Below are 13,188 nucleotides of genomic sequence, written 5' to 3'. Positions count from 1 at the left end.
GAGCCGTAGCGAGGAAGTCTCGAGCACGGCCATTGTCGGAAGCCTGCGGCGGACTTGCAACGAGACGCTGCTGTTTGTTGGGGAACCATTGCGCATGGATATCGGCTACTTCCTGAAGCTGATGACCGAAAAGAATGCCTCGGACATGTTCTTGACCACCGGCGCGCCGGTGTACATCAAGATCGAAGGCAAGCTCTACCCGCTCGGCAACACGGGGTTGCCGCCGGGGATGGTCAAGAAAATCGCTTACTCATTGATGGACGAAGGCCAGGTGCCGCAGTTCGAGCGCGAGCTCGAGCTCAACATGGCCATCGCCCTGCCCGATGCCGGCCGCTTCCGCGTGAACGTGTTCAAGCAGCGTGGCGAGGTGGGCATGGTGATCCGCGCCATTCGCAGCCGGATCCCGAGCATCGAAGAGCTCAATCTGCCGCAGGTGCTGAAGGACGTCATCATGACCCCGCGCGGGCTGGTGCTGGTGGTCGGCTCGACCGGCTCCGGCAAGTCGACCTCGCTGGCGTCGATGATCGACCACCGTAACAGCACCACCACCGGGCACATCCTCACCATCGAGGACCCGATCGAATATCTGCACAAACATAAGATGTCGATCGTGAACCAGCGCGAGGTGGGCCTGGACACGCACGCCTTCCAGAGCGCGCTGAAGAATGCGATGCGCGAAGCGCCGGACGTGATCCTGATCGGCGAAATCCTGGATGCCGAGACCATGGAGGCAGCCATCGCGTTCGCCGAAACCGGACACTTGTGCCTGGCGACGTTGCACTCCAACAACGCCGACCAGACCATCGAGCGCATCCTCAATTTCTTCCCGGAAAGCGCGCACAAGAACGTGCTGATGAACCTGGCGCTGAATCTGCGCGCGGTGGTCTCGCAGCGTCTGGTCAAGGGCGTGGACGGCCGCCGCCGCCCCGCCACCGAGGTGTTGCTCAATACCCCGATGATCCGCGACCTGCTGCGTCGCGGCCAGGTGCACGAGGTCAAGGCGGCGATGGAAGAGTCGTTGGAAGAAGGCATGCAAACCTTCGATCAATGCCTGTTCCGCATGGTCAAGACCGGCGAGATCGAGCAGGAAGAAGCGCTGCGTGCAGCCGATTCGCGCGATGGCTTGGCGCTGAAGTTCCGCCTGTCCGAAGGCGGCTCCGGCGAGCACGACCCGTATGCGGATTACGAGGCAGCGTCGGCGCCGAAGATCAGTCACGGGTTTATTTGATTGGGAATGCGGCAGCGCCCTCATCCGGCGCTGCGCGCCACCTTCTCCCGCTGGCGGGAGAAGGACATGAGCCTTGACGCGCGCGTTGCGGCGCGCTGTGACTGCTCTGCTTCTGCCGCGGCCCGTCGCCGGGGTTTGGCGCTGATCACGCCTGTCGTTCAAGCCCTCGCCTTACTAAGCACCGCTTCAACACTAGGCACCGCTTCAACGCGCCGCACGCCCCCTGCCTGTGAGGGACGGTGGCCGAAGGACTGATGCCGCCCGAACATCTCGCTGCACTCACACCGCCGCGTCGGGCTGGGCCTCTGGCCGGGCAGCGTCGAATTGCGGGAGTGCCAGGCACTGTCGTTCGATCCGTTGCAAGGTGGGATACGGTGTCAGATCGACCTCGAACCGACGCGCGTTGTAGAGCTGCGGGATCAGCACGCAATCGGCCAGGCCCGGCGTCTCGCCATGGCAGAACGTGCCGGTGCGCGGGTCTTGCGCAAGTTGCGCTTCCAGCGCGCTGAAACCGCACTGCATCCAGTGCCGTGTCCACTGCTGGCGTTGCGCCGCATCCAGCGCAACGCTGCGCTCCAGGTAGTGGGTGACGCGCAGATTGTTGAGCGGGTGCACATCGCAGGCGATGACCTGCGCCAGCGCGCGCACGCGGGCGCGGTCGGCTGGGGCGGCTGGCAACAGCGGCGCACTGTCCGCAAAGGCCTCTTCCAGATATTCCAGAATCGCCAGCGACTGCGGAATCACCACCGCGCCGTGGCGCAGCGTCGGCACCAGCTCCTGCGGGTTGAGTTGCGCGTAGGCGGCGGCATGCTGCTCGCCGCCGTCGCGCACCAGATGCACCGGGTGCGTGACATAGGCCAGCGACTTCAGGTGCAGCCCGATGCGCACGCGATACGCCGCGCTCGAACGCCAGTACGAAAACAGCTCCAGCGCCGCGCTCATGCGCGGCCGCCAGTGACCGCGCCCGCCGGCAGGACGCTGCGCGTCATGGCAATGGCTGCCGTTCGACGCGCTGCTCGATCGCGCCGAAGATGCTGGCGCCGCTGGCATCGAACATCTCGATCCGCACCACATCGCCGAACGCCATGAACGGCGTGCTCGGCTTGCCATCGCGCAAGGTCTCGACCACGCGCTGTTCGGCAAAACACGACGCGCCCAGCGTGGTGTCCTGATTGGCGATGGTGCCGGAGCCGACAATCGTGCCGGCCGACAACGGACGGGTCTTGGCGGCATGGGCGATCAGCTGGGCGAAATCGAACTGCATGTCGTTGCCCGCTTCCGGCGCACCGAACCAGGCACCGTTGACGTGGGTCACCAGCGGCAGATGGACTTTACTGTCGCGCCACGCATCGCCCAGCTCGTCGGGGGTGACGAAGACCGGCGACAACGCCGAGCGCGGCTTGGACTGCACAAAACCAAAGCCCTTGGCGAGCTCGGCCGGGATCAGATTGCGCAGCGAGACATCGTTGACCAGGCCGATCAGCTGGATATGCGCGGCCGCCTGTTCGGACGAGGCCCCCATCGGCACGTCGTCGGTGATGACCACGATTTCGGCCTCCAGATCGATGCCGTGGTCTTCGCTGATCACCTTGATGGCATCGCGCGGGCCGTAGAAGCCGGCACTGGTGGCCTGGTACATCAGCGGATCGGTGTAGAAGCTCTCCGGTACCTCGGCATTGCGCGCGCGGCGCACCCGCTCCACATGCGGCAGGTAGGCGCTGCCATCGACGAATTCGTAAGCGCGCGGGAGCGGCGCGGCCAGCGCCTGCAGATCCAGATCGAAGACGCCATCGGCGCTGCCGTCATCGAGCGAGGCAGACAAGGCGTTCAGCCGTGGCGCGACGTTGCTCCAGTCTTCCAGCGCGCGCTGTAGCGTCGGCGCGATGCCGGTGGCATGCACGGCCTTGCTCAGGTCGCGTGAGACCACGATCAGGCTGCCATCGCGGCCGCCTTCCTTCAGGGAACCTAGCTTCATGACGATCCTGTTGCTGTGGCTGATCGGCCGATTGTACGACCTGTTGCAACAGTGGTTGCACCTGAAACAACTGACCCGTAGCCCAACCGCAGACGCGGTCTTTTGTGCAGCGCGCCAAACGCGCGTACACTTGCCCGGTCTGCATGCGGCCGTCCGTTTCCCTTTGGGACCGCCGGCGAGGCCAGGATCGATCGATCCGCTCGCCCGCCCCACCCGACGCCTTTCGTGGTGCCGACAAACCCATCGCTTCTTGATCGGGTTGTTCCACCATCTCGCAGCGCGGTTCACGGGAACGCTCCGAGCCTCACTTTTTGCATCTGCAATGCGTTTGCGCTCCGGGCCTGGCCTGGTGGCGACGCTTTACTTGGAGCTTCCTGATGTCTTTTGAATCCCTGGGCCTTGCGCCCTTCCTGCTGCGCGCCTTGGCCGAGCAGGGCTATGAAACCCCCACAGCGATCCAGCAGCAGGCGATCCCGCTGGTGCTGGCTGGTCACGACCTGCTGGCAGGCGCGCAGACCGGTACCGGCAAGACTGCCGCGTTCGGCCTGCCGCTGCTGCAGCACCTGGGCACCACCCCGCAGCCGGTCAATGGCCCGCGCAAGCCGCGCGCGCTGATCCTGACCCCGACCCGCGAGCTGGCCACCCAGGTGCATGACAGCCTGCGCGGCTATAGCAAGTACCTGCGCATTCCCAGCGCGGTGATCTACGGCGGCGTGGGCATGGGCAACCAGCTCGACACCCTGCGTCGTGGCGTGGACCTGCTGATCGCCTGCCCGGGTCGTCTGATCGACCATATCGAGCGTCGCAGCGTGGACCTGTCCGGCATCGAAGTGCTGATCCTGGACGAAGCCGACCGCATGCTCGACATGGGCTTTTTGCCGTCGATCAAGCGCATCCTGACCAAGCTGCCGCGCCAGGACCGTCAGACCCTGCTGTTTTCGGCCACGTTCGAAGAGAACATCAAGCAGCTGGCGCTGGAGTTCATGCGCAACCCGATGCAGATCCAGGTCACCCCGAGCAACACCGTGGCCGAGAGCATCACCCACCGCGTGCACCCGGTCGATGGCGCGCGCAAGCGCGATCTGCTGCTGCACCTGTTGGCGCAGGACAGCCGCGAGCAGACCCTGGTCTTCGCGCGCACCAAGCATGGCAGCGACAAGCTGGCGCTGTTCCTGGAAAAGTCCGGCATCAAGACCGCGGCGATCCATGGCAACAAGAGCCAGGGCCAGCGCATGCGTGCACTGAGCGACTTCAAGGCCGGCCGCGTGACCGTGCTGGTGGCCACCGATATCGCCGCGCGCGGTATCGATATCGACCAGCTGCCGAAGGTCATCAACTACGACCTGCCGATGGTGGCCGAGGACTACGTGCACCGTATCGGCCGCACCGGCCGTAACGGCTCCACCGGCGAGGCGATTTCGCTGGTGGCGCAGGACGAAGCCAAGCTGCTGCGTCAGATCGTGCGCATGCTGGGCCGCGACGTGGAAATCCGCGACGTGCCGGGCTACGAGCCGCAGACCCCGATCCGTTGGGGCAATAGCGCCCCGGGCCGTGCTGAACAGCCGGGCGGCGATCGCGCACCGCGCAAGAGCCACGCGCGTCGTCCGCATGGCGATGCACCGCGTCAGGCGCATGCACATGCCGGCCCGAAGAAGCCGGGTGGCCAGCGCAGCGCCGGGCCGCGTCAGGCCAATGCGGGCGCAGGTGCCGGCCGGCGCGACAGCCGTGGCGGCGCTGGCCGTCCGGCCAACCGCGGCGCCTGATAGACGGCGTCTGCTGAGCACAAGGGCCGCCATGCGGCCCTTGTTGTATCAGGCTCGCGTTGTATCCAGGCCTGCTTTGTATCGGGCCCGGTCGGTCCGGACCCTTGCGTGATCCGGCACCACGCCGGCACCTGCCCTTCCCTTTCGTTACTGCTTGCCGATCACCGTCATGGATATCTTCAAAGTCTTTACGCTCGAAGCCGCGCATCGGCTTCCCAATGTGCCGCCCGGCCACAAGTGCGCCCGGCTGCATGGCCATTCGTTCCGGATCGAGCTGCACGTCAGCGGCGAACCGGGCGCCGACACCGGCTGGATCATGGATTTCGGCGATATCAAGGCGGCCTTCCAGCCGATCTACGACCGCCTGGACCACCACTACCTCAATGACATCGAGGGGCTGGAGAACCCGACCAGCGAACGGCTGGCGATCTGGATCTGGCAGCAGCTCAAGCCGGCCTTGCCGCAGTTGAGCGAGATCGTGGTGCATGAAACCTGCACGTCCGGCTGCCGCTACCGCGGTTGACCGCATGCGCACTGTTCGACCCGAAGCCGCCTTCTGGGCGGCTTCGTCGTTTTTGACGTCTTTCCAACCGATTGAATTGCAAAGACTTCCAACAAAGTTTGGGGAAACTTCAGGAAACGTGTTGCATCGCAACAATATCCGCGTATGCTGCAACGCAACAAACGGTCACGGCTTTCCCGAAGGGGTTCGCAATGTCGGCGCAGTTCGAAAACAGCTTTACCAGTCAGTTCGCCTCCGCTGCAGCACGTGCCAATCAATTGGCATTGGACACGCTGGAGCAGAACGTCACCGCCACCACCAGTTTCTTCGGTGAGTTTGCGCAGGCACGCGACCTGGGTGCCTACCAGACGCTCTGGCCGAAAGGTCTGCAACTGGCCCGCGACAACCTGGAACGTTTGGCCTCGGCCAACCAGGAAGTGGTCGGGATGGGTTTGAAGATGTCCAGCGAGCTTGGGCAGTTTGCCAAGCAGCAGTTCGACACCGGCAGCGAGCAGGCCGGCGCAGCAGGCAAGACACGGCGAAGCTAACCGCCACCAAAAATTCAGCGTCTTTGCATGGGTCCCTCCCCCCATGCAATCCGGCCCGACAGATCCCTCCCTCTGTCGGGCTTTTTTATTATGCGTTTGCCGGCCATCTGTCGCCGCGGCTTGCGCGCGGCGAGTGGTACTGGCGTGCTTGCGGCCGGCGCGGCTAGATCGGTAGCCGCAGCTCCTGCGCCTGGCTGGCGGCATCGGCGCCCGGGCGCCAACGAATCCGCCCCCAGCACGGCATCGCCAGCCGCTGGTGCAGCATCTGGATGTTCTCTTCGACGCGCTCCATCTGCGGGTCGATTGCGTTGGCGATCCAGCCGATGCATTCCAGCCCGTCGGCGGCGATGGCGGCAGCGGTCAGGCGCGCGTGGTTGATGCAGCCCAGCCGCACGCCGACCACCAGCACCACCGGCAGTTGCAGCGCGCGGACCAGATCGGCCTGGTCCAGATCGGCGCTGAGCGGCGCGGCCCAACCGCCCACACCTTCGACCACCACCACCTCGGCCTGGCGACGCAATTGCGCAAACGCCTGCGCGATTGGGTCCAGCGACAGGGTCACGCCGACATCGGCGGCGGCCAGCTCCGGTGCCAGCGGTGCGGGAAAGGCGTAGGGGTTGAGGGTGGCGTAGTCCGGTTGCGGGTCGCTGGCCGCCTGCAGTGCCAGCGCGTCTTCATTGCGCCAGCCATCCGGCGTCTGTTCGCAGCCACTGGCGACCGGCTTCATCCCCACCGCGGTGTGCACGCGCGCGCGCAACGCATGCAGCAATGCCGTGCTGCCCATGGTCTTGCCGATGCCGGTGTCGGTGCCGGTGACGTACAACGCAGGGTGCTGCATGCGTTCGATCCTGCGGCCGGGCCGCCATTGCCGAGAGGGCGCGCAGCATAACGTGCGGATCCGAACGCGCGGCTGAGTCGCAATGCCGCTGCGGATGGCCGCTGCTAAACTTCGGCCATGTTCGCCACCTCGTCGCTGACCGGCAGCAAGCCGGAACAATATGCCCAGCTCACCGCCCAGGCCAAAGCCCTGGTGCACGGCGAGCCGGATCGGATCGCCAACGCCGCCAATCTGGCCGCACTGATCTTCAATTCGCTGCCGTCGCTCAACTGGGCCGGCTTCTATTTCTACGATGGCCGCGAGCTGGTGGTGGGGCCGTTCCAGGGCTTGCCGGCCTGCGTGCGTATTCCGCTGGACAAGGGCGTGTGCGGTGCGGCCGCCAGCACCCGACAGAGCCAGCGCATTGCCGACGTGGACGCGTTTCCCGGGCATATCGCCTGCGATTCGGCATCGCGCTCGGAGCTGGTGATTCCATTGGTCAAGGGCGATACGTTGATCGGCGTACTGGATCTGGACAGCCCGGAGCTGGATCGCTTCGACGCCGACGATCAGCAGGGCCTGGAAGCCATCGCGCAGATTTTCGTCGGTGCGTTGACGTGACAACCGAACGGCTGCGCAACATCGGCCCGAAAAGTGCGGCGTGGCTGCGCCAGGTCGGTCTGCGTACGCAGGAGGATCTGCAGGCGGTGGGCGCGGTGGGCGCCTTCGTCAAAGTCCGCCGCGCCGGTTTCAAGCCCAGCCTCAATCTGCTGTATTCGCTGGAAGGCGCCTTGACCGATTGCCACTGGCAGGACGTGCCGGAAGCGCGTCGGCATGCCTTGCTGGCGGAATACGAAACGGCCAGTGCGCTGTTGCCGGTGCGCGGCCGCGCGGTCGCCGGGCCGGTGGAAACCGTGCACTACGCGCGGGCGGACAACGACGATACGCACGGCGACATGCTCGAAGGACACGATGACGCTGCGGATCCGAGCCAGACGCGCGAGGATTGAACGAACGCAGTGGGTGGAGCGCCGTTGCAGCGTCTGGTATCGGTGCAGTGCGGCAGTGCCTGACACGATGGCTGCGAGCGTTACGCGCAGCACTTGGTCGCAACGTCAGCGGCACGCCACACAAAAATTCCGCTGCGAACTCCAGCTAGCGCGCCCACTCCGCTGTCGACCGCATTGTCGCGTCGCGCCATACACCAGACGCAGCTAGCAGCAGCTACGAAGCGATCGTCGGTTGGATGCGGACGCTAGGCTTAGAACCGCACGACGGAAACAGGACGCGCTGCACCGATCACCGATCACGTCCGCCTGGCAGCCGCGCGGTCGTTTTGTCGGTCGCTCTAGGTCAATGCGAGCAGCTCGCGCATGTCATCCATGATCGCCACCGCGCCGGAGCTCTGCACATCGAAGCCGCGCAGATAGCCGTAGCGCACCATCGCCAATGGCATTGCCGCTGCGTTTGCGGCCGCTGCATCGGTGGCCGAATCGCCAACCATCAGGCACTGCTGCGGTGCGTGCTGGAATTGCCTGGCCAGGTGCAGCAGCGGCGCGGCATCGGGCTTGCGCTGCGGCAGCGAATCGCCACCGAGCACGCTGCTGAACTGCGCAGCGATGCCCAGATGCTCCAGCAGCGGCGCGATGAACCGCGACGGCTTGTTGGTGCATAACGCCAGCGTGGCACCGGCCTCGCGCAGGCCGGCCAACGCCTCGCCGACACCGGGATACAGCTGCGGGTTATGCAGCAGGCTGGCTTCGTAGTGACGCATCATCACCGGCATCGCGGTATCGGCATCGTGCGTGCCGCCGGCTTCGCGCAAGGCAGTGGCAAGCAGCACGTGCACGCCTTCACCGATCCAGCCGCGGATCGTCGCCTCGCTGAACTGCTGCAACCCGAGTTCGTGCAAGGTGGCGTTGAGCGCTTCGGCGATATTGGGTGCGCTGTCCACCAGCGTGCCGTCCAGGTCGAAGATCACCAGCGGATACGGAAACATGCACAACGCCTCGTTGGGGAGCGGACTGCAGTGTACGAGCGGCTGGATTCAGACCGTGTCAGCGTGCGCGATGAAGATGCGTGCTGCAGTCATCGCTGCATGCAGCAGGCTGAGATCGGCTAACACAACGTCGCGAGCAGTTGTCAGGTGGCTGTGGACGGCGCGCTCAGACCCGGGGTGTTCGTGTGGTAGTGCCGCACCGAGCGCCGGCTGCGCCCGCCTGGCGCTGAGCACAGCCGTTTTGGTAGCTGCTCTACCACACGGCATCGCAGGCACGACGTTGCACTCACTGCGCCGGCGACATCTCGCCGAATAACTCTCCCTGCACCGCGCCTTCCTCGGCATCGCTGAAACCGCTCAACCCCACTCCGACCAGGCGATAGCGTGTGTCGTCGGGCAGCTCCACACGCCGGGTCAGCGCCAGCGCAATGTCCGCCAATGCCTCGAGCGAGTTGGGTGGCTGATCTGGCGTGTAAGAGCGGGTCAGGATGCGAAAGCTTGAGGTCTTCAGTTTCAGCACCACCGTGCGCCCGATCCGCTCGGTGCGCCGCGTGGCGAGCCAGGTTTTTTCGGCCAGGCGCAGGATGTGCGGGTCCAGTGCATCGAGCGCGAGGTCCTCGCTGAAAGTGTCTTCCGAGGACACCGACTGCACTTCCTGATCCGGCTCCACCGGGCGGTCGTCGATGCCGCGCGCACGGCGATACAGGCTGTGTCCGAAGCTGCCGAAATGCGCCTGCAATTCTTCCAGCGGGTGCAATCGCAGATCGGCCACAGTGACAATGCCCAACGCCGCCAGCTTGCCGTCCATCACCTTGCCCACGCCCGGAATGCGATTGACCTTGAGCGGCAGCAGGAACGCATCCACGCGACTGGGTGCGATGACGAACTGACCATCGGGCTTGCGCCAATCCGAAGCGATCTTGGCCAGGAACTTGTTCGGCGCGATGCCGGCCGATGCGGTGAGCCGGGTTTCGTCGCGGATCTGGGTGCGGATCAGTTGCGCGATTTCGGTGGCCAGCTGCATGCCGGTCTTGGCGTGCGTGACATCCAGATACGCTTCGTCCAGCGACAACGGCTCGACCAGATCAGTATGCCGATAAAAAATCTCGCGCACCTGCCGCGACACGGCCTTGTAACGCGCAAAATCCGGCGGCACGAACACCGCATCCGGACAGAGCCGCTCGGCGCGCAGCGCCGGCATCGCCGAGCGGATGCCGAAGGTGCGTGCCTCGTAGGAGGCCGCGCAGACCACCGAGCGCGCACCGCGCCAGGCCACCACCACCGGCTTGCCGCGCAGGCTGGGATCGTCACGTTGCTCCACGGACGCGTAGAACGCATCCATGTCCACGTGCACGATCTTGCGCATCAAGCTGGTGTCTCTTAACAGGGCTGTGTCCATGATAGAGCAGCCGCGTCTCACGCCTTGATCCAGTACTCACGGCAAAGCGGCACGAAACGGGCGCGACCGTCGCCGGTTGTCGCCTTCGCCATCGCGCTGGACCGTCATGGCGGCGTCCCGATGTCGCTGTTGCCGACGGATGAATTGCGTGTGCCGGGTCGAGGTGGCCACGTACCCCATTGCGTGCCGCAGCGCGCAATCGTCTGAAAACAGCACGCATGCGTACGGATAAAACGTTTGATTGAACCGCGCCGGCTCATGCACCCTTGCCGGCTTCGCCATTCGCTCCTTGCAGGAAACGTTTGTCATGACTCGTCAAAGTGCGTATTCGCGCGACCAATTGCTGGCCAGCGCGCGCGGGGAATTGTTCGGACCCGACAGCGGCCGGCTGCCGAACGACCCGATGCTGATGTTCGACCGCATCACCGAGATCAGCGACACCGGCGGCGCACACGGCAAGGGCGTGATTCGCGCCGAGCTGGATGTGCGCCCCGACCTGTGGTTTTTCGGTTGCCATTTCATCGGCGACCCGGTGATGCCCGGTTGCCTGGGGCTGGATGCGATGTGGCAGCTGACCGGCTTCTTCCTGACCTGGATCGGCGCTGCAGGCCGCGGCCGCGCGCTGGGTTGCGGGGAGGTCAAGTTCACCGGGCAGGTGCTGCCCAGCGCCAAGCTGGTGAGCTACGAGATCGATGTGAGCCGCGTGATCAACCGCAAGCTGGTGATGGCGCAGACAGATGCGCGCATGCTGGTGGACGGGCGCGAAATCTACACCGCCAAGGATTTGCGCGTGGGCATGTTCACTTCGACGGAGAACTTCTGATGCGTCGTGTCGTCGTCACCGGAATGGGCATCAATTCGTGTCTGGGCAATGACCTGGACACCGTCTCCACCGCATTGCGCGAAAGCCGCTCCGGCATCACCGCCCTGCCCGACCATGCCGAGGCCGGTCTGCGCAGCCAGGTGGGCGGTGCGGTCACGCTGGATCTGGAAGCACTGATCGACCGCAAGCTCAAACGCTTCATGGGCGACGCCTCTGCGTACGCCTATCTGGCCATGCGCGATGCGATTGCCGATGCGGGCCTGAGTGCCGAACAGGTTAGCGATGTGCGCACCGGGGTGATCGCCGGTTCCGGTGGTGGGTCCAGCCAATGGCAGGTGGAAACCGCCGACCTGCTGCGTAACCGCGGCGTGCGCAAGGTGGGCCCGTACATGGTGCCGCGTACGATGTGCTCGGCGGTGTCGGCCTCGCTGGCGACCGCGTTCAAGATTCGTGGCCTGAGCTATTCGCTGTCGGCCGCCTGCGCGACCTCGGCGCACTGCATCGGCGCGGCGGCGGATTTGATCCGGCATGGCGCGCAGGATGTGATGTTCGCCGGCGGCGGCGAAGAACTGCACTGGACCATGAGCGTGATGTTCGATGCGATGGGCGCGTTGTCCACCGGCTTCAACGATCGCCCGGCAGTGGCCTCGCGCCCGTACGATGCGCAGCGCGATGGCTTCGTCATCGGTAGCGGCGGCGGCATGTTGGTGCTGGAAGACTATGACCACGCCATCGCACGCGGCGCACGCATCCATGCCGAGCTGCTCGGCTATGGCGTGACCTCCGATGGTGCGGACATGGTGGCGCCCAGCGGCGAAGGCGCGGTGCGCTGCATGCACATGGCCATGCAGGGGCTGGATCGCCCGATCGATTACCTCAACACGCACGGCACCTCGACACCGCTGGGCGATGTCACCGAACTGGGCGCAGTGCGCGCGGTGTTCGGCGACAACGTGCCGCCGCTGTCGTCGACCAAGGCGCTGTCCGGTCATTCGTTGGGCGCAGCCAGCGTGCATGAGGCGATCTACAGCCTGCTGATGCTGCGCGATGGTTTCATGGCCGGCTCGGCGCATATCGACGAACTCGACCCGCGCGCCGAAGGCTTCCCGATCCTGCGGCAGACACAGGAAGCGACCTTGAACACGGTGATGTCCAACAGCTTCGGCTTTGGCGGGACCAACGGCACACTGGTGTTCGGGCGGGCGTGATGGCTGCATGCGAACGCGTGTAATCGCGTTGTGCAGCCACGCGGGTACGGAGAGTCGATCCGTGTCCGCGCCGTGCAAGGGCTTGCCCCTCGTCCATCAGTGGAAAGACGGGCGGTGCAACTTCAAGCAACCGCGATGCACCAGAACAGCGTTGCCAGCGCGCATGTTGACGACATGCCTATGTGAAAGCAGCGACGTGCAATCACGCGTTACCGCCCTGTGCCAAGACGCAGGTGCGGTGTCTTATTCGTCCCGCAAGCGGTCGCAATCTTCCATCGAGGTCCCGCTGCTGGCGGGCTGGCCATTCGCGTCCCTGGCAGCGCTCCGCTCTTGTGCGCGCTGCCTGCTGCGGCACGCCGTGCGGGCCTGATCGCGCTTGAACTGCAAGCTCCTGGCCGCATCAATCTCGGCTCGCTCGCGGTTGGTCCGTTCGGTGTTTACGCGTGTCTCCTGCTTGGCGCGTCTTGCGATGGAGGGGGCGCCGGTTTGCGGCAGGCCCTCACCGGGCGCACGCACTTCCAGCGCCGGCGAGTTGCCGGGTGAATGGTCGCGCCACAGCGCGCGCTCACTCTCCACGGTCCATTCGCGGCCGCGGTAATGCGCGTCCCAATACGCGTCCAGCGAAAACTCGAGTTTCGGCACCACGCGGCTCAGATCGCCGCGCTCCAGCGCGATCGCTTGCGCAGGCATCCAGCCGCGCGCATCCGGCGCACGCACATCGCACCATCTGCCGTTCTTCAGGCACCCATAGACTGTGAGCGCGTTGCCGGCGCTGGCCTCGCCCACGCGCCGGTATTCCTCGCCCGGGCCTGCGCGCAGGCCAGCCAGACTGCTGGCGTGACCGGCGTGCTGCGCCGCGGCCGGTACCGCCGCGGCAATCAACACCACCAAACTCCATGACAGACGTTGCTGCATTGCACGTTCCT

The 13,188-nt window shown here is 65.3% G+C and carries 16 protein-coding genes and 1 other RNA gene; 9 read left to right on the top strand and 8 right to left on the bottom strand.

Annotated features, from left to right (window positions below):
- Positions 1-94: 94 nt before the first annotated feature.
- On the top strand, positions 95-1,228 hold the full coding sequence (locus ABQZ00_RS01400; RefSeq protein ID WP_029221250.1) for a PilT/PilU family type 4a pilus ATPase: 1,134 nt from the start codon (positions 95-97) through the stop codon (positions 1,226-1,228).
- Positions 1,229-1,507: 279 nt separating this feature from the next.
- Here ABQZ00_RS01400 and maiA read toward each other — a convergent pair whose 3' ends face one another.
- Both maiA and ABQZ00_RS01390 read right to left on the bottom strand, forming a co-directional pair.
- Positions 1,508-2,170, bottom strand: a complete 663-nt coding sequence (maiA, locus tag ABQZ00_RS01395; RefSeq protein WP_323537796.1) for a maleylacetoacetate isomerase — start codon at positions 2,168-2,170, stop codon at positions 1,508-1,510.
- 43 nt (positions 2,171-2,213) lie between these two features.
- Positions 2,214-3,203 (bottom strand): fumarylacetoacetate hydrolase family protein, encoded by a 990-nt coding sequence (locus ABQZ00_RS01390; RefSeq protein ID WP_323537797.1) that lies wholly within the window; start codon positions 3,201-3,203, stop codon positions 2,214-2,216.
- On the opposite strand from ABQZ00_RS01390, the gene ABQZ00_RS01385 reads away from it, so the two are divergent.
- From ABQZ00_RS01385 to ABQZ00_RS01370, 4 genes are all read left to right on the top strand, one after another.
- A complete protein-coding gene (locus ABQZ00_RS01385) occupies positions 3,202-3,591 on the top strand; it encodes a hypothetical protein (protein ID WP_153066893.1) in 390 nt (129 codons plus the stop codon). The genes ABQZ00_RS01390 and ABQZ00_RS01385 overlap by 2 nt on opposite strands.
- Positions 3,581-4,966 carry a DEAD/DEAH box helicase gene (locus ABQZ00_RS01380; protein ID WP_055848080.1) on the top strand — a complete coding sequence of 462 codons (1,386 nt, stop codon included), beginning with the start codon at positions 3,581-3,583 and terminating at the stop codon, positions 4,964-4,966. Before ABQZ00_RS01385 ends, ABQZ00_RS01380 begins: the two co-directional genes overlap by 11 nt.
- A 169-nt stretch (positions 4,967-5,135) precedes the next feature.
- The gene (queD, locus tag ABQZ00_RS01375) at positions 5,136-5,489 is read left to right on the top strand and encodes a 6-carboxytetrahydropterin synthase QueD (protein ID WP_323537798.1); all 354 of its coding nucleotides are present in this window, start codon (positions 5,136-5,138) and stop codon (positions 5,487-5,489) included.
- Between the two features lie 191 nt (positions 5,490-5,680).
- A complete protein-coding gene (locus ABQZ00_RS01370) occupies positions 5,681-6,016 on the top strand; it encodes a phasin family protein (RefSeq protein ID WP_055848077.1) in 336 nt (111 codons plus the stop codon).
- Between the two features lie 163 nt (positions 6,017-6,179).
- On the opposite strand, the gene bioD is transcribed toward ABQZ00_RS01370, so the two are convergent.
- Positions 6,180-6,854: a dethiobiotin synthase gene (gene bioD, locus ABQZ00_RS01365; RefSeq protein ID WP_323537799.1), complete on the bottom strand. Its 675-nt coding sequence runs from the start codon at positions 6,852-6,854 to the stop codon at positions 6,180-6,182.
- 117 nt (positions 6,855-6,971) lie between these two features.
- Between bioD and msrC the strand changes: the two genes are divergently transcribed.
- Both msrC and ABQZ00_RS01355 read left to right on the top strand, forming a co-directional pair.
- A complete protein-coding gene (gene msrC / locus ABQZ00_RS01360) occupies positions 6,972-7,454 on the top strand; it encodes a free L-methionine (R)-S-oxide reductase MsrC (RefSeq protein ID WP_055848072.1) in 483 nt (160 codons plus the stop codon).
- Positions 7,451-7,843 carry a TfoX/Sxy family protein gene (locus ABQZ00_RS01355; RefSeq protein WP_323514788.1) on the top strand — a complete coding sequence of 131 codons (393 nt, stop codon included), beginning with the start codon at positions 7,451-7,453 and terminating at the stop codon, positions 7,841-7,843. Before msrC ends, ABQZ00_RS01355 begins: the two co-directional genes overlap by 4 nt.
- A gap of 338 nt (positions 7,844-8,181) precedes the next feature.
- Here ABQZ00_RS01355 and gph read toward each other — a convergent pair whose 3' ends face one another.
- The 4 genes from gph to ABQZ00_RS01335 form a co-directional block, all read right to left on the bottom strand.
- Complete coding sequence (gph, locus tag ABQZ00_RS01350; protein WP_311238796.1) at positions 8,182-8,832, bottom strand: phosphoglycolate phosphatase; 651 nt, start codon at positions 8,830-8,832, stop codon at positions 8,182-8,184.
- 117 nt (positions 8,833-8,949) lie between these two features.
- Positions 8,950-9,022, bottom strand: a non-coding RNA gene (locus ABQZ00_RS01345) — sX9 sRNA.
- A 96-nt stretch (positions 9,023-9,118) separates the two neighbouring features.
- A complete protein-coding gene (gene dinB / locus ABQZ00_RS01340; protein ID WP_323537924.1) occupies positions 9,119-10,198 on the bottom strand; it encodes a DNA polymerase IV in 1,080 nt (359 codons plus the stop codon).
- Between the two features lie 69 nt (positions 10,199-10,267).
- Positions 10,268-10,540: a hypothetical protein gene (locus ABQZ00_RS01335; RefSeq protein ID WP_349777717.1), complete on the bottom strand. Its 273-nt coding sequence runs from the start codon at positions 10,538-10,540 to the stop codon at positions 10,268-10,270.
- On the opposite strand from ABQZ00_RS01335, the gene fabA reads away from it, so the two are divergent.
- Together fabA and fabB are read left to right on the top strand one after the other, a co-directional pair.
- Positions 10,539-11,054 carry a 3-hydroxyacyl-[acyl-carrier-protein] dehydratase FabA gene (fabA, locus tag ABQZ00_RS01330; RefSeq protein WP_039421849.1) on the top strand — a complete coding sequence of 172 codons (516 nt, stop codon included), beginning with the start codon at positions 10,539-10,541 and terminating at the stop codon, positions 11,052-11,054. The two genes, ABQZ00_RS01335 and fabA, sit on opposite strands and share 2 nt — an antisense overlap.
- Entirely contained in the window at positions 11,054-12,262 is a 1,209-nt protein-coding gene (gene fabB, locus ABQZ00_RS01325; protein ID WP_115554631.1) for a beta-ketoacyl-ACP synthase I, read from the top strand. Before fabA ends, fabB begins: the two co-directional genes overlap by 1 nt.
- Before the next feature lie 243 nt (positions 12,263-12,505).
- Here fabB and ABQZ00_RS01320 read toward each other — a convergent pair whose 3' ends face one another.
- Complete coding sequence (locus ABQZ00_RS01320) at positions 12,506-13,177, bottom strand: SH3 domain-containing protein (protein WP_323537925.1); 672 nt, start codon at positions 13,175-13,177, stop codon at positions 12,506-12,508.
- Between the last annotated feature and the right edge of the window lie 11 nt (positions 13,178-13,188).

Source organism: Xanthomonas sp. WHRI 10204, assembly GCF_040202875.1.
Classification (GTDB): domain Bacteria; phylum Pseudomonadota; class Gammaproteobacteria; order Xanthomonadales; family Xanthomonadaceae; genus Xanthomonas.
The sequence above is the reverse complement of the archived record's forward strand: the minus strand, read 5'-3'. Positions and strand labels throughout refer to the sequence as shown.